Genomic DNA, 17,030 nt, shown 5'->3' on the forward strand with positions numbered 1-17,030 from the left:
CGCGCGCGTCGGCGGCGCTTACGATCCGTCGTCCATGGCCGCCGACCGCCGAAGCGGATCAGCGCGCCAATTCGATGGCGGCCACGTCGACCGACCGGCCGGTATGGGCGCGCATCAGCGCCTCGGCCGTCTCGGGATCGCCGTCGATGACGGCGGCGACGATGGCGGAATGTTCGGCGAGCGAGGCGGAGACCTCGTATTTGCTGGTGAGGATCACCCGCGTGCTGATGTGGTAGTAGGCGTTGACCGCCTGGAGGCTGCGGATCAGCAGGGCGTTGCCGGTGATCGCGTGCAGGGTCTCGTGGAGCGAGGCGTTGACCGCCGCCAGCCGGCGTTCGTCGCCGGAGGCCGATGCCGATTGCACGGCGATCAGACGGGCGCGCAGGGCGGCGATGTCGATCGGGGTGCGACGGCGGGCGGCGATGCCGGCGGCGACGCCTTCCAGCGCCGAGCGGATCCGGCCCATTTCGAGCAGACGGTCGATCGACAGTTCGGCGACGTAGGTGCCGCTGCGCGGCCGCGACTCGGCCATGCCCTCGCCCTCGAGGCGTCGCAGCGCCTCGCGGACCGGCTGCGGCGAGACCCCGAGCATGGCGGCGAGGCCGCGCTCGGAGAGCTTCATGCCCGGGGCCAGCGTGCCCTCGACGATCGCCTCGCGCAGGCTGAGATAAGCCCGGTCGGCGAGCGTCGGCGGATCGTCTTGGAGGAGGGGCGGCAGCTTCATCGTCGTCATGGCCAAACTGCTATCGCAGTTTAGCAGTCTGCGCCATCGGTAGTTCCTCGGGCCGGCCGAAATTCGTTGCTGCAGGGCAGCATTCGGGCGGCCGACCACTTGGTCGCGCAGCGGTCGATCTCGGCATCGCGGTGATGCCGGAGGATTCGTCCCCCCCGGTCGGTCGGTCGCGCCCGATGGCCTTCACAGAAGACTTCCGCGGCGTAATAAAGACGGCGTATTCCCGAATGATTTGTTCGTTGGAATTCGGTCATTCTGCGTAGAGCGCGTCCCATGACGACGCATCTCGCGTCTGAAATTCTCTCGAGAGGCACAATTCGCCGGTTCATTCGATCGAATTCATGCGAATTCAACCGGTTCATTTCGGGTGATCGCGATTGGTTAATCGAAAATTAATTCCGCGCTCCCAGCGTGCCATCGACGCCGCGTCGAATGAATGTGCGTCCGGGGGAATAATTCGATGTCGTTCAAAAATTGGCCGATGATCTGGAAGGTCGTCAGCCTGCTTCTGTTGCTCGCAACCGTGGGTCTCGGCGGGGCGGTCTATTCCGGATCGCAGATGCGGGCGATCAGCGGCAGCTACGTGGCGCTCCTCGACGGACCGAGCCAGGCGGTGCTGGCGCTGGCGCGGGCCGGCCGTCTGATCTACCAGACCGAAGTGGCGATCTACCGTGACGCCGTGGCGACCTCCGACGCCGACAACGCCGCGGCCGCCAAGGCCTTCGCCGAGGCCCGGCAAGGGTTCAAGGACCGGATCGCCGAAGCCATGAAGTTCGCCCCGATCCAAAGCACTGCCATGGCCGCGGTCGGCCGCTCTTTCGAGTCGACGCTGGACGGCGCCTGCGGCGAGACCATCCGGCTCTCGCGGGCGGCGACCGACGCGACATCGGTCGGCAAGGCGGCGGCGGCGATGCAGTCCACCTGCGCGCCGGCACTCGAAGAGGTCTTCGGTCAGGCGGCCAAGGTCTATGGCGAACTCGCCAAATTCCTCGAGGCGGAGTCCGCGGTCGCCCAACGGAAAGTCACCTTCGCCGTGACCCTGACCATCGCTCTGATCGCCATCGGCACCATGTCGGTGATCGGCCTCGCCGTGGTTCTGGTGCGCGGTCGCCTGGTGGTGCCGATCCGTCGGATGATGGGCACGATGGCCGCGATGGGTCACGGGGACCTCGGGACCGCCGTCGACGGCACCGAGCGCCTCGACGAGGTCGGCGCCATCGCCAAGACGCTCGAAGTGCTGCGCGGTCAGCTCGGCGCGGCCGAACTTGCGCGCGTCGAACAGGCGCGGGCCGACGCGGCGGCGCGGGAGATGACGGCGAAGCGGGCGAAGCTCGCCGACGCCTTCGTCGCTCGCATGCAGGCGCTCGCCGCCGGTTTCGCCCATTCCTCGGGCGACGTCGCCGACGCCGCCAAGAATTTGTCGGTGACGGCAGAGGAGACCTCGCGCCAGGCGCAGGCGGTGGCGTCCGCTGCGGAAGAAGCCGCCACCAACGTCCAGACCGTGGCCGCCTCCTCGGAGGAACTCGCCGCCTCGGTCCACGAGATCAACGGTCAGGTGACCCATTCGGCCCAGGTCGCCGACAGCGCCTTCACCGAGGCCGAAGCCTCCAACTCGCGCATCGCCGCGCTCGCCACCGCCGCCGCGGCGATCGGCGACGTGGTCAACCTGATCAAGGGCATCGCCGACCAGACCAACCTGCTCGCCCTCAACGCGACGATCGAAGCCGCGCGCGCCGGCGAGGCCGGCAAGGGCTTCGCCGTGGTCGCCTCCGAAGTGAAGCAGCTGGCGGCGCAGACGACCAGCGCCACCGGCGAGATCTCGTCGAAGGTCGCCGAGATCCAGCAGGCGACGCAAGCGACGGTGCAGTCGATGGACGAGATCGTCCGGACCATCTCCAGCATGAAGGCGATCGCCGCGTCGATCGCCGGCGCGGTCGAGGAGCAGGGGGCCGCGACCGACGAGATCGCCCACAACTGCCAGCGCGCCGCGCAAGGTACGGCCCAGGTGACCAGCAACATCGCCGGCGTCGGCCAAGCCGCGGAATCCACCGGCACCGCGTCGACGCAGCTGATGACCCTGTCGGGTGGTCTGGAGACCCAGGCATCGGAACTGCAGAGGACGGTCGAGAGCTTCGTCGTCGATCTGAAGTCGGCCTGAGGAGATCGGCCGATCGGACCCGCGCGGTCGATGGGTCGGTCGTCCGGATGACGAAACGGGAGCGAGGATCGCACGATCCTCGCTCCCGCCCGTTCAGAGTGGGTGTCTGGGTCGGGCCGGTGGCGGCCCGCCGCTCACACCGGCTTCAGCAACACGTGCTTCTTCTTGCCCGACGAGAGCTTGATCGTGCCGTCGGCGGTCAGATCGTCGAGGCTCAGGCGGCGCTTTTCGTCGGCGACGGCGAGGTCGTTGACCTTCACCGCGCCGCCGGTGACCAGACGCCGCGCTTCGCCGTTGGAGGCGGCGAGGCCGGCGCGCACGAAGGCGGCGAGCACCCCGAGCCCCTCGGCGAGTTCCCCGCGCGGCACCTCGATCGACGGCAGGTCGGCGGCATGCGCCCCTTCCTCGAAGGTCTTGCGCGCGGTCTCGGCCGCGGCCTCGGCGGCCGGGCGGCCATGCACCAGGCTGGTGATCTCGGTCGCCAAGATCTTCTTGGCGTCGTTGATCTCGGCGCCGCCGAGCGCCTCGAGCCGGGCGATCTCGGTCATCGGCAGCTTGGTGTAGAGCTTGAGGAAGCGGCCGACGTCGGCGTCCTCGGTGTTGCGCCAGTACTGCCAGTAGTCGTAGGGGGCGAGCAGATCCGGCTCCAGCCACACCGCGCCCGAGGCGGTCTTGCCCATCTTGGCGCCCGACGAGGTGGTCAGCAGCGGCGTCGTCAGGCAATAGAACTGGGCGTCCTCCATGCGGTGACCGAGATCGATGCCGTTGACGATGTTGCCCCACTGATCGGAGCCGCCCATCTGCAGGATGCAGCCGTGGCGGCGATAGAGCTCGACGAAGTCGTAGGCCTGGAGGATCATGTAGTTGAATTCCAGGAACGACAGCGACTGTTCGCGGTCGAGCCGGAGCTTCACCGAATCGAACGACAGCATCCGGTTGACCGAGAAATGCCGGCCGACGTCGCGCAGGAACTCGACGTAGTTGAGGCTGCGCAGCCAGTCGGCGTTGTTGGCCATGATCGACCGGCCGCCGTCGAAGTCGAGGAACTTGGCGAAGACCCGCTTGATCCCGGCGAGATTGGCGTCGATGTCCTCGACGGTCAGGAGCTTGCGCGCCTCGTCCTTGAACGACGGGTCGCCGATCATCGTCGTGCCGCCGCCCATCAGGGCGATCGGCCGGTGCCCGGTCTCCTGGAGCCAGTGGAGCATCATGATCTGGATCAGCGATCCGGCATGGAGGCTCGGGGCGGTGGCGTCGAAACCGATATAGGCGGTGATCGGACCCGCGACACAGGCGGCATCGAGGCCTTCCGCATCGGAAATCTGGTGTACGAAGCCGCGTTCCGACAGAACGCGTAGGAAATCGGACTTGAATGCGGTCATGATCGGCGAAACCCTGGGACGAGCGGTGGGGGCGACCCCTCGCTTCGGCTCATAGCATCTCGCGGCGCGGGATGGCACCCCCGGGCGCGGATCGGCGGCGGCGAAGAACGGAGATCGAGGATGAGTGGCGTACGGGTGGCGATCGGGCTGATGAGCGGCACGTCGATGGACGGGGTCGACGTCGCGGCGATCGAGACCGACGGGCGACGGGTCGCCGGCTTCGGCCCGACTCTGTTCCGCCCCTACGGCGACGGCGAGCGGGCGACCATCCGCCGCGCCGTGGTGGTCGCCGCCCCCGCGACCGATCGCGCCGCGCGGCCCGACGATCTGCGCCGTGCCGAAGAGATCGTCACCGCCGCCCATGCCGATGCGGTCAAGACCTTCCTCTCCGACAACGGCCTGACCGCCGCCGACGTCGCGGTGGTCGGTTTTCACGGCCAGACCGTGCTGCACGCCCCCGAGCGGCATCTGACCATCCAGCTCGGCGACGGCTTGGCGCTGGCGCGGGCGAGCGGCATTCCGGTGGTCTACGACTTCCGCGCGGCGGACGTCGCGGCGGGCGGGGAGGGGGCGCCCTTCGTGCCGATCTATCACGCCGCGCTCGCCGCCTCGCTCGCGGTCGACCGGCCGATCGCCGTGCTCAACGTCGGCGGCGTCGCCAATCTCACCTGGATCGGCACCGCGGCCGGGGCGGAACCGACCGCCGAAGATCTCGTCGCCTTCGACTGCGGCCCCGGCAACGGATCGATCGACGACTGGTGTCTGGCGCGGGCCGGCCGGGCGATGGACTTCGAGGGCCGCTTCGCCGCCGCCGGCCGGGTCGACGAGGCGATCGTCGCCCGCCTGCTCGCCGATCCGTTCTTTCATCTGCCGGCGCCGAAGTCGCTCGACCGCAAGGCCTTCGGATCGGACGCCGTGGCCGGGCTCTCCCTCGAGGACGGCGCGGCGACGCTGACCGCCTTCACCGCGGCGGCGATCGCCCGCGGCCTCGACCTCCTGCCGACGCGGCCGGCGAGCCTGATCGTCGCCGGCGGCGGCGCCCACAATCCGACCTTGCTGGCGATGATCCGCGCGCGCACCGACGCCGCCGTCACCACCGCCGACGCGGTCGGCTGGTCGACCGACTTCCTGGAGGCCCAGGCCTTCGCGCATCTGGCGGTGCGCCATCTCGAAGGCCTGCCGCTGAGCTTCCCCCGCACCACCGGCGTGCCGCATCCGATGCGCGGCGGGGTATCGGCACGCTGGTGAGGATCACCCGACCAGCAGCGGATCGAGCCCCCGCGTGAGCCCGACCCGCTCGACCACCCGGCGGGCGGCGAGCAGCGTCCCGGCGACATAGGGCGTCGGCGAGGAGCCGGCGTCGTGGCGGATCACCAGCCGCTCGTCGGGGGCGCCGAAGATCGCTTCGCAGGACAGCACGAAGGACGGCAATCGCAGCGAATGGACCTGGATCGGCGTCGGCTCGGCGATCGTCGCGCCGCGGGTCGCGGGCAGGCCGGCCAGCGTCTCGGGCGGCAGCGAGGTGGCCGGGCGGCGCACCTCGGACAGCGCTTCGGCGAGTTCGCGCGCCGTGCCCGACGGCGTGTCGGGCTTGCGCGGCGAGGCGTAGTCGATCACTTCGACGTCGTCGACCCAGCGCGCCGCCTCGAGGGCGAAGCGCTTCAACAGCGTCGCGGTGATCGAGAAATTGCCGGCGGCGACCACCCCGCGGCCTGCGGCGCGGGCGGCGGCGTCGATCGCCCCGTAGTCGGCCGAGCCGAGACCCGACGTGCCGACCACCACGTGGCGGCCGGCGGCGAGCGCGGCGTGGACATGGGCGGCGACAGCGTCCGGGGCGGTGTAGTCGATCACCACGTCGGAGGGCACGGTCAGCGCCTCCTCGAGGCTGCCGACCAGGGCCACGCCGAGGGGCGCGCCGCCGGCGACCGTGCCGGCGTCCTCACCGGCGCGGGCCCGCGACACCGCGGCGGCGAGTTCGAGGTCCGGGGCCGCGGCGATCGCGGTGATCAGGGCGCGGCCGACCCAGCCGGTGGCGCCGGCGACGACGATGCGAAGGCTCATGGAACGGCTCCCGAGGGTTGATTTGCGCCGAGACTGCCGCAGCGCGGCGACGGCGGCCATCGAATTCGACGCACCGATCGATCACGTCGCGCTGATGTGACGACGCCGGCGACCGCGTGGGTCGCCGGCGTCGGACGAAACGGACGGTGGTGGGACGGTCAGGCGCTCTCGGCGTTGGCCGCCAGCCGCATGTCGACATATTGCTCGCAGTTGGCGAGCAACTCGTCGACCTTGCCTTCGAAGAAGTGGTTGGCGCCTTCGATGATGCGCTGATCGATGACGATGCCCTTCTGGGTCTTCAGCTTATCGACCAGGGTCTGGACGTCCTTGATCGGCACCACCTTGTCGATGTCGCCGTGGATGATCAGGCCGGAAGACGGGCACGGGGCGAGGAACGAGAAGTCGTTGAGGTTGGCCGGCGGGGCGATCGAGATGAAGCCCTCGATCTCCGGGCGGCGCATCAAGAGCTGCATACCGATCCAGGCGCCGAAGGAGAAGCCGGCGATCCAGCACGAGCGCGCGTCGGGGTGGATGGTCTGGACCCAGTCGAGGGCCGAGGCCGCATCCGACAGCTCGCCGGCGCCGTGGTCGAAGGCACCCTGGGAGCGGCCGACGCCGCGGAAGTTGAAGCGCAGCACCGCGAAGCCGCGCTTGGCGAACATGTAGTAGAGCTGATAGGCGATCTGGTTGTTCATCGTCCCGCCGAACTGCGGGTGGGGATGAAGGATCAGGGCGATCGGCGCGTTGCGCACCTTGGCGGGCTGGAATCGCCCTTCGATGCGACCGGCCGGTCCGTTGAAGATCACCTCGGGCATGGATAGGATCGTCCTGTGATCGGGAGGACCGGACGTCGGCCTCGTGGCGGCGATCGACCCCGATCGACCCCAGGCGCGTCGGCCACATCCCCTGGGGTATGTGGTGGCGTCGGGCCATCCGCCCGACCGATCGCCACTGTTAGCATGACCGGGGGGGCGACTTTCAAGCAATTCCGTCGAGCCGAGCCTGCGATCGCTCCGCCGCCCCGCCCGCGTCCTCCTCCTCCCGCCGATCGGTACCGCCGTGACCCGTCTCTACCTCGACCACAACGCCGGTGCGCCGGTCCGAGCCGATGCCCTCGCGGCGGCGGTGGCGGCGGCCGAAGCCGGCGGCAACCCGTCGTCGGTGCACGGCGAAGGCCGCGCCGCGCGGCGGCGGATCGAGGAGGCACGGCGCGAGGTGGCCCTGCTCGGCGGCGTGGCCCCCGCCCGGGTGGTGTTCACCTCCGGCGCGACCGAGGCCAACGCCACGGGGCTGTCGCCGCGCCTGCGCCTCGGGGCGGCGGAGATCCGGGTCGACCGCCTGCTGGTCGGGGCGACCGAACACCCCTCGGTGCTGGCCGGCGGCCGTTTCGCGGCGCAAGCGCTCGAGCCCTTGCCGGTCGACGGCGACGGGGTGATCGATCGCGCCCACCTCGCCCGTCGCCTCGCCGAGTGTCGCGCCGCCGGCGAGACGGTGCTGGTGGCGGTGCAACTGGCCAATTCCGAGACCGGAGTGATCCAGCCGATCGCCGAGATCGCCGGCCTCGTCCATGCGGCCGGCGCACTGCTGCATTGTGACGCGGTCCAGGCGGCCGGGCGCATCGCCCTCGACGATCCCGCCCTCGACGTCGACATGCTGTCGCTGTCGGCCCACAAGATCGGCGGATTACCGGGCGTCGGCGCGCTTCTGCTCAGGCGGCCCGACCTCGAGTTGGCGCCGTTGCTGCCCGGCGGCGGCCAGGAATCCAACCGCCGCGCCGGCACCCAGAACACCCCCGGAATCGTCGCCTTCGGGGTCGCCGCGGCGGCGGCGCGGGCTGGCATACGGGAAATTACGCAGACAGTTGAGAAGCGGGACTGGTTGGAGACGCAGTTGCGTATTATATCTGGCGATGTGAAAGTCTTCGGCGCCGGTGCGCCGCGCATCGCCAACACCACCATGGTGGCGGTGCCGGGGGTCGCGGCGGAGACGGCGGTGATCGCCTTCGATCTCGAAGGCATCGCGGTATCGGCCGGCTCGGCCTGTTCGTCGGGCAAGGTCGGACCGAGCCACGTCGCGCAGGCGATGGGATTGGGGGCGGATCTGATCCGCTCGGGGATCCGGATCTCGCTGGGGCGGGAGACGACCCGCGCCGATCTCGAACGCCTGGTCGCGACCTGGGCCGAGGTGATGGGACGGTTGGCGCGAACGTGAGCGACGGCCGCGCCGAGATGGACTAGAGTGACGACGGCTTCTCGAACCCGCGGTCCTTGAAACCGCGCTGCGAAAAGAGAGCAAGATGGCTGCTGTGAAGGAAACGGTCGACCAGGTCCGGGCGATCGACGTCGATCAATACAAGTACGGCTTCGAATCCGACATCGCGTCGGATCGTGCGCGCAAGGGGCTGGGCGAAGACGTCGTCCGCTTCATCTCCGCCAAGAAGAACGAACCGGAGTGGATGCTCGAGTGGCGCCTCGACGCCTACCGGCGTTGGCTGACCATGGACGAGCCGACCTGGGCGCGGGTCGAATACCCGCAGATCGACTTCCAGGAGATCTATTACTATTCCGCGCCGAAGAGCACCGCCGGACCCAAGAGCCTCGACGAGGTCGATCCGGAGCTGCTCAAGGTCTATGAGAAGCTCGGCATCCCGTTGAGGGAACAGGCGGTTCTGGCCGGGGTCGAGGGCGCCAAGATCGCCGTCGACGCGGTGTTCGATTCGGTCTCGGTGGTCACCACGTTCCGGGAAGAGCTCGCCAAGAAGGGCGTGATCTTCTGTTCGATCTCCGAGGCGATGCGTGAGCATCCCGAGCTCGTGCGGAAGTACATCGGCTCGGTCGTGCCGGTCACCGACAATTATTACGCGACTCTGAATTCCGCCGTGTTCTCGGACGGATCCTTCGTCTACATCCCCGAGGGCGTGCGTTGCCCGATGGAGCTGTCGACCTATTTCCGGATCAACGAGCGCAACACCGGCCAGTTCGAGCGCACCCTGATCATCGCCGAGAAGGGCTCCTACGTCAGTTACCTCGAGGGTTGCACCGCGCCGCAGCGCGACGAGAATCAGCTGCACGCCGCGGTGGTCGAGCTGATCGCCATGGACGACGCCGAGATCAAATACTCGACGGTCCAGAACTGGTACCCCGGCGACAAGGACGGCAAGGGCGGCATCTACAACTTCGTCACCAAGCGTGGCGACTGCCGCGGCGACCGCTCCAAGATCTCCTGGACCCAGGTCGAGACCGGCTCGGCGATCACCTGGAAATATCCGAGCTGCATCCTGCGCGGCGACGATTCGCAGGGCGAGTTCTGGTCGATCGCCGTGTCCAACGGCCGCCAGCAGGTCGACAGCGGCACCAAGATGCTGCACCTCGGCAAGAACACCAAGAGCCGCATCGTCTCCAAGGGCATCTCGGCGGGCCATTCGCAGAACACCTATCGCGGTCAGGTTTCGGTCAACCGCAAGGCGACCGGCGCGCGTTCCTTCACCAACTGCGACAGTCTGCTGATCGGCCAGGGCTGCGGCGCCCACACCGTGCCCTACATCGAGAGCCGGACGCCGTCGGCCAAGGTCGAGCACGAGGCGACCACCTCGAAGATCTCCGACGACCAGCTGTTCTACTGCATCTCGCGCGGGCTCTCGGCGGAGGAGGCGGTGGCGCTGATCGTCAACGGCTTCGTCCGCGACGTGCTCCAGCAGCTGCCGATGGAATTCGCGGTCGAAGCCCAGAAGCTGATCGGGGTCAGCCTCGAGGGCAGCGTGGGATGACCGACCTCTGCGTCGCCTTCGTCTCGAGCCTCTGAGGGGTGGTCCTCTCCCCCCTTGTGGGGGAGAGACAGAGAGGGGGGTGAGAGCTCTCCTCCTCCGCAGCGATCGAATGGGGCGCCGCATACCCCCCTCCCTGTCCCTCCCCCACAAGGGGGGAGGGACGACGTGGCGAGGTGGGCGAAAGAACACATGAATTCGCTGGATCGCCGATTGCGATCGCGACGAAAGGACGACGCGATGCTCGAAATCACCAACCTCCATGCCGAGATCGAATCCGAGGGTCGCGAGATCCTGCGCGGGCTCGACCTCGTGGTGAAGCCCGGCGAGATCCACGCGATCATGGGGCCGAACGGCGCCGGCAAGTCGACGCTCAGCCACGTGCTGGCGGGCAAGCCCGGCTATCTCGTCACCGAAGGCACCGCCACCCTCGACGGCGTCGACCTCCTCGGCCTCGATCCCGCGGCGCGCGCCGCGGCCGGGGTGTTCCTGGCCTTCCAGTATCCGGTCGAGATCCCCGGGGTCGGCAACGTCACCTTCCTCAAGGCGGCGCTCAACGCCCAGCGCCGCGCCCGCGGCGAGGGCGAGATCTCGACGCCGGACTTCATGCGCCTGCTGCGCGGCGCCGCCGGCCGCCTGGAGATCTCCCAGGACATGCTGAAGCGGCCGGTCAACGTCGGCTTCTCCGGCGGCGAGAAGAAGCGCAATGAGATCCTGCAGATGGCGATCCTGCAGCCGAAATTGTGCATCCTCGACGAGACCGATTCCGGCCTCGACATCGACGCGCTGAAGGTCGTCGCCGAGGGCGTCAACGGGTTGCGCTCGCCGGACCGCGCCTTCGTGGTGATCACCCATTACCAGCGCCTGCTCGACCACATCGTGCCGGACTTCGTCCACGTGCTCGCCAAGGGCCGGATCGTCAAGTCGGGCGGGCCGGAGCTGGCGCTCGAACTCGAGGCGAAGGGCTATGCCGACTTCGCCGAAGAAGCGGCGTGAAGGAGCGGACATGACCCTGGTTCCCGCCGCGCTGAAACGCCGGACCCGCGCCGAAACCGCGATCGACGCCGCCTTCGCGGCGGTGCGTGCCGATCTGCCCGGAGCCGGTCGCTCCGAGGCCTTCGCGCGCTTCGCCACCGACGGTCTGCCGCATCGGCGGATCGAGGCCTATCACTTCACCGACCTGCACACTCTGGTCACCGCGGCGCCCGAGCCGGCGCGCCGGCCGAGCCCGGAGGTCGCCCGCGCCACCGCGCTCGCCGCCGGGGTCGACGCCTTCGCGGCGGCCGGTGCGGCGCGCTTCGTGCTCGTCGACGGCTGGTTCTGCCCCGATTTGTCCGATCTCGCCGGCCTCGGCGACGGCGTGAGCGTATCCTCGGTCGGCGCCGGCCTGCTCGGCGGGCGGCAGCTCGCCGGCCGCGGCCTCGACGGGCTCGGCGAGCGCCTCGCCGACGGCGGCGCGGCGGCCGATCCGCTGGTGGCGCTGGCCTGCGCCTTCTACACCGACGGCGTGGTGCTGCGGGTCGCCCCCGGCACGCGGATGGCCCGGCCGCTGGAGATCCGCCATCTCGCCTCCGGCGCGTCGGTGTCGGCCCATGTCCGCCACCTGATCGTGGTCGGCGACGGCGGCGCGGCCGAGGTCCTCGAGACCCACGCCAGCCCCGACGGCGTCGAGATCCATGCCCATGGCCTGACGGAGGCGACGATCGGCGCCGGCGCGACCCTGTCGCTGGTCGATCGCCAGTGCGAGGGCGACCAGGCGATGCGCTTCTCGACGCTCGCGGTGGCGGTCGCCGACGACGCTGTCCTCGACCACACGGTGGTGACGTTGGGTGCGCGGCTCGCCCGCACCCAGGTCTTCGCCCGGCTCGGCGCGCGGACGCAACTGACCTCGCGCGGCGCCACGCTGGTGCGCGGCCGGGCGCACGCCGATGCGACGCTGGTGGTCGATCACGTCGGCGAGGACGCGGTCAGCCGCGAACTCTACAAGTCGGCGGTCGACGACGAGGCGCGCTCGGTGTTCCAGGGGCGGATCCGCGTCGATCCGGTCGCCCAGGGCACCGACGGCCGGATGGGGGCGCACGCCGTGCTGCTCTCCGATCGCGCCGAGGCGATGGCCAAGCCCGAGCTCGAGATCTTCGCCGACGACGTCGCCTGCGCCCATGGCGCCACCGTCGGGGCGCTCGACGACGCGCTGAAGTTCTATCTGATGAGCCGCGGCATCCCCGCCGCCGAGACCGAGAAGCTGTTGATCCGCGCCTTCCTCGGCGAAGTCACCGATGCCGTCGCCAGCGAGCCGGTGCGCGCGGTGATCGAGGCCGACGTCGAGGCGTGGATCGACGGACGGGAGAGAAGCGCATGAACGTGAACGCCGGTCCGATCGCGACCTACGACGTCGAGGCGGTGCGCCGCGACTTCCCGATCCTCGCCACCACGGTCAACGACCATCCGCTGGTCTATCTCGACAACGGCGCCTCGGCCCAGAAGCCGAAGGCTGTGATGGACGAGATGGTCGACGTGATGAGCCGGCGCTACGCCAACGTCCATCGCGGTCTGCATCACCTCGCCAATGCCGCGACCGAGGCCTACGAAGGCGCCCGCGAGATCGTGCGCGGCTTCATCGGTGCGGCGTCCGTCGACGAGATCGTGTTCACCAAGTCGTCGACCGAGGCGATCAATCTGGTCGCCAATTCGCTCGGTCAGTCGATCGGCGAGGGTGACGAGATCATCCTGTCGATTCTCGAACATCATTCCAACATCGTGCCCTGGCATTTTCTTCGGGAACGCAAGGGCGCGGTGATCAAGTGGGCGCCGATCGCCGACGACGGCAGCTTCCTCCTCGACGAGTTCGAGAAGCTGCTGTCGCCGCGGACCAGGATCGTGGCGATCACCCACATGTCCAACGTCACCGGCACGGTGGTGCCGGTCAAGGAGGTCGCCCGCCTCGCCCATGCGGTCGGCGCCAAGGTGCTGGTCGACGGCAGCCAGGGCGCGGTGCATCTGCCGGTCGACGTGGTCGATCTCGACTGCGACTTCTACTGCATCACCGGCCACAAGCTCTATGGGCCGACCGGCATCGGCGCGCTCTACGGCAAGACCGAAGTGCTCGCGGCGATGCCGCCGTTCCTGGGCGGCGGCGAGATGATCCTCGAGGTCGCCGAGGACCGGGTGACCTACGGCGCGCCACCGCAGCGCTTCGAGGCCGGCACGCCGCCGATCGTCGAAGCCGCCGGGCTCGGCGCGGCGCTGCGCTACATGGAGAAGCTCGGGCGGGCGGCGATCGCCGCGCACGAGGCGGATCTCGCGGCCTATGCCCATCGCCGGCTGTCGAGCCTCAATTCGGTGCGGATCTTCGGCAATGCCCCGGGCAAGGGGGCGATCGTCGCCTTCGAGATGACCGGGGCCCATGCCCACGACGTCGCGACCATCCTCGATCGCTACGGCATCGCGGTCAGGGCCGGCACCCACTGCGCCCAGCCGCTGCTGAAGCGCTACGGCGTGTCGTCGACCTGCCGGGCGTCGTTCGGCCTCTACAATACCCGCGACGAGGTCGACCAGCTGGTCGAAGGCCTCGCCCGGGCCCAGGCCTTCTTCTCGTGACCTTCCCACAAGCTCCCCGCGTCGTCGACGCGGGACCGATCGCCAGGGGGCGGACGATGGACTCAGCAGAACCGGACTTCTCGGCGGGACCCGCCGCGGTGACCACCTCCGGCGGCTCGGCGATCCCGCCGATGGAACTGGCACGGTTGACCGACGACATCGTCGGCGCCCTGAAGACCGTCTACGACCCGGAGATTCCGGCCGACATCTACGAGCTCGGTCTGATCTACAAGGTCGACATCGACGACGATCGCAACATCGCGATCGACATGACGCTGACCGCGCCGGGCTGCCCGGTGGCCGGCGAGATGCCCGAATGGGTCAAGAATGCCGTGTCGGCGGTACCGGGCGTCAACGAAGTCACGGTGGCGATGGTGTTCGATCCGCCGTGGGACCAGACGCGCATGTCGGACGAGGCGCGCATCGCCCTCGACATGTATTGAGCGACCAGAGAGGACGAGGAATGGGACTGTTCGGTGATCTTCCGGTGGTCAAGCTGACCGATGCCGCGGTGGCCCGGGTCAAGGCGATCGTCGCCGCCTCGGCGACGCCGCTCGCCGGGTTGCGGCTCGGCCTCGAGAAGGGCGGCTGCGCCGGCATGACCTACACCTTCACGATGGTCGAGACGCCCGATCCGCGCGACGACGTGGTCGCCATCGACGGCGTCCAGGTGTTCGTCGACCCGTCGGCGACGCTGTTCCTGCTCGGCACCACGGTCGACTTCCAGACCACCAAGATGGCCTCGACCTTCGTGTTCGAGAACCCCAACCAGGTCTCGGCCTGCGGCTGCGGCGAATCGGTGGCGATCGAACCCGCCAAGGTGTGAGGCGAGCAGCGGCGCTTCCGCGCTCTGCCGCGGTGGCGTGTGGCGGCGCCTTGACCGCGTGCGGGCCTCATGTCAGCAATCCTGACCTGATCGTCGGGGTCGAGAACCGCCATGTCCGCAGCCGATCCCTTCGTCGCTCTGTTCCTGTTCTCGCTGATCTCGGCCTGCACGCCGGGGCCGAACAACGTCATGTTGCTCGCTTCCGGGGTCAATTTCGGCTTCCGGCGCACCGTGCCGCACATGGCCGGGGTGTCGATCGGCTTTCCGGTGATGATGGCGGCGGTGGCGCTGGGGCTCGGCTCGGCGTTTCGCGCCGAACCGCGGATCCACGACGTGATCGAGGTGATCGGCGTCGTCTATCTCCTGTGGCTCGCCTGGAAGATCGCCGCGGCGCCGGTCGGCGTCGAGATCGGCCCGAGTGCCCCCGACGCCGCGGATGGCCGTCCGCGCTCGTCGGCGCGGCCGATGAGCTTCCTCGCGGCGGTCGCCTTCCAATGGGTCAACGTCAAGGCCTGGATCATCGCCATCTCGGCGGTGTCGGTCTACGTGCCCGAGAGCTATACGGCGATCGGCGGAGCGGCGCTGCTGTTCGGTGTCACCCTGATCACCGGGGTGATCTCGACCGTCCAGTGGGCGGCCTTCGGCAGTCTGGTGGCGCGGTTCCTGCGCGAGCCGATGCGGCTTCGAATCTTCAACGTGACCATGGCGGCGCTGCTGATCGTGTCGCTGTGGCCGGCGGCGGTCGACATCGCCGGCTGGTTCGGCATCCGGGGGTGAGGCCATGGACGACGGCACCATCGAATTGTTGCGCGAGTTCTGCGAGCCGCTCGGGCCGGTCGCCTTCAAGCGGATGTTCGGCGGTTGGGGCCTGATGGCCGAGGGGCGGATGTTCGCGCTGGTCGCCGGCGACGTGTTGCACTTCAAGGTCGACGACGAGAGCGCCGGCTTCTACGAGGCGCGGGGGCTCGAGCGCTTCGCCTACACCACCAAGGGCGGGCGGCGCACGGTGATGAGCTATGCCCGGGCGCCGGAAGAGGTGTTCGACGACCCTGACGCCTTCGCCGAGCGGGCGCAGGCGGCGATCGCCGCGGCCCGACGCACCGCGCTGGCGGCGGCCGAACCGCGGCGGCGGGCGCGGCGCCCGGCGTTTCCGGTCGAGTGATCGGCGGTCGCCGGCGAGATCCTGCGACTTGCGTGGTTGCCCCGATGGCGGTTTCGGTCGATAAGGCGGGCGGCCTCGCGAGGTGCCGCCGTGACGGCGACCCGCGAGACGGGACACACGAACCAAGGACCGAGCCACATGAGCGATCTCGACCCGGAAAACACCCTCGTCATCGAAACCACCAAGGGCCGCGTGGTGATCGCCATGCGTCCGGACCTCGCCCCCAAGCACGTCGCCCACATCAAGACCCTGGTGCGTGAAGGCTTCTACGACGGCATCGTGTTCCATCGGGTGATCGAGGGCTTCATGGCCCAGACCGGCTGCCCGAACGGCACCGGCACCGGCGGCTCGAAGTACCCGAACCTGCCCGCCGAATTCAACGCCGAGCCGCATGTCCGCGGCACCGCCTCGATGGCCCGCGCCCAGAGCCCGAATTCGGCCAATTCGCAGTTCTTCATCTGCTTCGGCGATGCCGGCTTCCTCAACCGTCAGTACACGGTGTGGGGCGCGGTGGTCGAAGGCATGGAGAACGTCGACAAGATCAAGCGCGGCGAGCCGGTCAAGGATCCCGACAAGATGATCTCGGTCAAGGTGTTGGCCGACATCGCGGCGTGAGCCGAGGGCGCCGCGGCGCCTGCCGATGCGAGTCCTGCGACGGCCGGAGCCTCACGCTCCGGCCGTTTGCTTTTGGAGTGCGTGAATTCTGCAATCTGCGATTGCTTTTTCCCGCGCCCGGCGCGAGATTCGGTCGGGCGCTCCATTCTTGTAGTGACATTTAATCGGAGTCGGCCTAATCTTCGCGGAGGTCGATCGTGGAGATCACCTGGGATCCCGCCAAGCGCGACGCCACGCTCGCCGAGCGCGGCCTCGATTTCGCCGACGCCGCGCTGGTCTTCGACGGCGTGCATTTCGACATCCCGGACCGACGCTTCGACTACGGCGAGGTGCGGATCGCCACTTTCGGCTTTCTGCGTCTGCGGATGGTGTCGGTGGTGTGGACGGCGCGCGGCGAGAGCCGCCGGATCATTTCGATGAGGTATGCCAATGACCGGGAACGCAGGCGTTTCGAAGAAGCCCTCCGGCGAATGGGTGGATCCTGACGACGCGCCGGAGTGGACCGACGAGATGTTCGAGCGCGCCGATCTCTACGTCGGCGAGACGCTGATCCGGCGCGGCCGGCCGAAATCCGCCACCCCCAAGGTCGCGGTCAACATCCGCCTGTCGGCCGACGTCGTCGCCCGGTTCAAGGCCGGCGGCCGCGGCTGGCAGACGCGGATCGACGCGGCGCTGAAGGACTGGCTGGCGGCGCACCCCGAGGCCGGGTGAGGGCCGGGGCGGGAGGCGCTGG

At 69.0% G+C, this 17,030-nt stretch carries 18 protein-coding genes; 14 read left to right on the forward strand and 4 right to left on the reverse strand.

All coding sequences use genetic code 11. From position 1 onward, the window contains the following. Positions 1-58: 58 nt before the first annotated feature. Positions 59-733: a GntR family transcriptional regulator gene (locus EYW49_RS09290; protein WP_206365430.1), complete on the reverse strand. Its 675-nt coding sequence runs from the start codon at positions 731-733 to the stop codon at positions 59-61. Positions 734-1,193: 460 nt separating this feature from the next. On the opposite strand from EYW49_RS09290, the gene EYW49_RS09295 reads away from it, so the two are divergent. After that, on the forward strand, positions 1,194-2,891 hold the full coding sequence (locus tag EYW49_RS09295) for a methyl-accepting chemotaxis protein (RefSeq protein WP_165498194.1): 1,698 nt from the start codon (positions 1,194-1,196) through the stop codon (positions 2,889-2,891). A gap of 134 nt (positions 2,892-3,025) precedes the next feature. Here the strand turns inward: EYW49_RS09295 and tyrS are convergent, their stop codons facing one another. Then, on the reverse strand, positions 3,026-4,273 hold the full coding sequence (tyrS, locus tag EYW49_RS09300; protein WP_131308672.1) for a tyrosine--tRNA ligase: 1,248 nt from the start codon (positions 4,271-4,273) through the stop codon (positions 3,026-3,028). Between the two features lie 120 nt (positions 4,274-4,393). On the opposite strand from tyrS, the gene EYW49_RS09305 reads away from it, so the two are divergent. Continuing rightward, positions 4,394-5,521, forward strand: a complete 1,128-nt coding sequence (locus EYW49_RS09305) for an anhydro-N-acetylmuramic acid kinase (protein WP_131308675.1) — start codon at positions 4,394-4,396, stop codon at positions 5,519-5,521. Between the two features lie 3 nt (positions 5,522-5,524). On the opposite strand, the gene dapB is transcribed toward EYW49_RS09305, so the two are convergent. Both dapB and EYW49_RS09315 read right to left on the reverse strand, forming a co-directional pair. Then, complete coding sequence (dapB, locus tag EYW49_RS09310) at positions 5,525-6,334, reverse strand: 4-hydroxy-tetrahydrodipicolinate reductase (protein WP_131308678.1); 810 nt, start codon at positions 6,332-6,334, stop codon at positions 5,525-5,527. Between the two features lie 158 nt (positions 6,335-6,492). Beyond that, complete coding sequence (locus EYW49_RS09315; RefSeq protein ID WP_131308681.1) at positions 6,493-7,149, reverse strand: alpha/beta hydrolase; 657 nt, start codon at positions 7,147-7,149, stop codon at positions 6,493-6,495. Between the two features lie 244 nt (positions 7,150-7,393). On the opposite strand from EYW49_RS09315, the gene EYW49_RS09320 reads away from it, so the two are divergent. The 12 genes from EYW49_RS09320 to EYW49_RS09375 all read left to right on the forward strand — a co-directional run bounded on the left by EYW49_RS09320 (position 7,394) and on the right by EYW49_RS09375 (position 17,008). After that, positions 7,394-8,545 carry a cysteine desulfurase family protein gene (locus tag EYW49_RS09320; RefSeq protein ID WP_131308684.1) on the forward strand — a complete coding sequence of 384 codons (1,152 nt, stop codon included), beginning with the start codon at positions 7,394-7,396 and terminating at the stop codon, positions 8,543-8,545. Between the two features lie 85 nt (positions 8,546-8,630). After that, entirely contained in the window at positions 8,631-10,100 is a 1,470-nt protein-coding gene (gene sufB / locus EYW49_RS09325) for a Fe-S cluster assembly protein SufB (RefSeq protein ID WP_131308687.1), read from the forward strand. A gap of 237 nt (positions 10,101-10,337) precedes the next feature. Beyond that, entirely contained in the window at positions 10,338-11,093 is a 756-nt protein-coding gene (gene sufC, locus EYW49_RS09330; RefSeq protein WP_131308690.1) for a Fe-S cluster assembly ATPase SufC, read from the forward strand. Positions 11,094-11,103: 10 nt separating this feature from the next. Then, positions 11,104-12,456 carry a Fe-S cluster assembly protein SufD gene (sufD, locus tag EYW49_RS09335; protein ID WP_131308693.1) on the forward strand — a complete coding sequence of 451 codons (1,353 nt, stop codon included), beginning with the start codon at positions 11,104-11,106 and terminating at the stop codon, positions 12,454-12,456. Further along, positions 12,453-13,694 (forward strand): cysteine desulfurase, encoded by a 1,242-nt coding sequence (locus tag EYW49_RS09340; RefSeq protein WP_131308696.1) that lies wholly within the window; start codon positions 12,453-12,455, stop codon positions 13,692-13,694. The genes sufD and EYW49_RS09340 overlap by 4 nt, the downstream gene beginning before the upstream one ends. A gap of 56 nt (positions 13,695-13,750) precedes the next feature. Next, entirely contained in the window at positions 13,751-14,137 is a 387-nt protein-coding gene (locus EYW49_RS09345) for an SUF system Fe-S cluster assembly protein (RefSeq protein WP_131308699.1), read from the forward strand. A 20-nt stretch (positions 14,138-14,157) separates the two neighbouring features. After that, the gene (locus EYW49_RS09350; protein ID WP_131308702.1) at positions 14,158-14,520 is read left to right on the forward strand and encodes a HesB/IscA family protein; all 363 of its coding nucleotides are present in this window, start codon (positions 14,158-14,160) and stop codon (positions 14,518-14,520) included. A gap of 111 nt (positions 14,521-14,631) precedes the next feature. Then, positions 14,632-15,297, forward strand: a complete 666-nt coding sequence (locus EYW49_RS09355) for a LysE family translocator (protein ID WP_131308705.1) — start codon at positions 14,632-14,634, stop codon at positions 15,295-15,297. Between the two features lie 4 nt (positions 15,298-15,301). Then, a complete protein-coding gene (locus EYW49_RS09360; protein WP_131308708.1) occupies positions 15,302-15,682 on the forward strand; it encodes a TfoX/Sxy family protein in 381 nt (126 codons plus the stop codon). A 138-nt stretch (positions 15,683-15,820) separates the two neighbouring features. Next, positions 15,821-16,297, forward strand: coding sequence for a peptidylprolyl isomerase (locus EYW49_RS09365; protein WP_131308711.1), 477 nt, complete (start codon positions 15,821-15,823; stop codon positions 16,295-16,297). A gap of 197 nt (positions 16,298-16,494) precedes the next feature. Beyond that, positions 16,495-16,782: a BrnT family toxin gene (locus EYW49_RS09370; RefSeq protein WP_131308714.1), complete on the forward strand. Its 288-nt coding sequence runs from the start codon at positions 16,495-16,497 to the stop codon at positions 16,780-16,782. Next, positions 16,772-17,008, forward strand: a complete 237-nt coding sequence (locus EYW49_RS09375; protein ID WP_228259553.1) for a BrnA antitoxin family protein — start codon at positions 16,772-16,774, stop codon at positions 17,006-17,008. Before EYW49_RS09370 ends, EYW49_RS09375 begins: the two co-directional genes overlap by 11 nt. The last annotated feature ends 22 nt before the right edge of the window (positions 17,009-17,030 follow it).

The sequence above is a fragment of the Siculibacillus lacustris genome, from assembly GCF_004328075.1.
In the GTDB taxonomy this organism is placed as follows: Bacteria; Pseudomonadota; Alphaproteobacteria; order Rhizobiales; family Ancalomicrobiaceae; genus Siculibacillus; species Siculibacillus lacustris.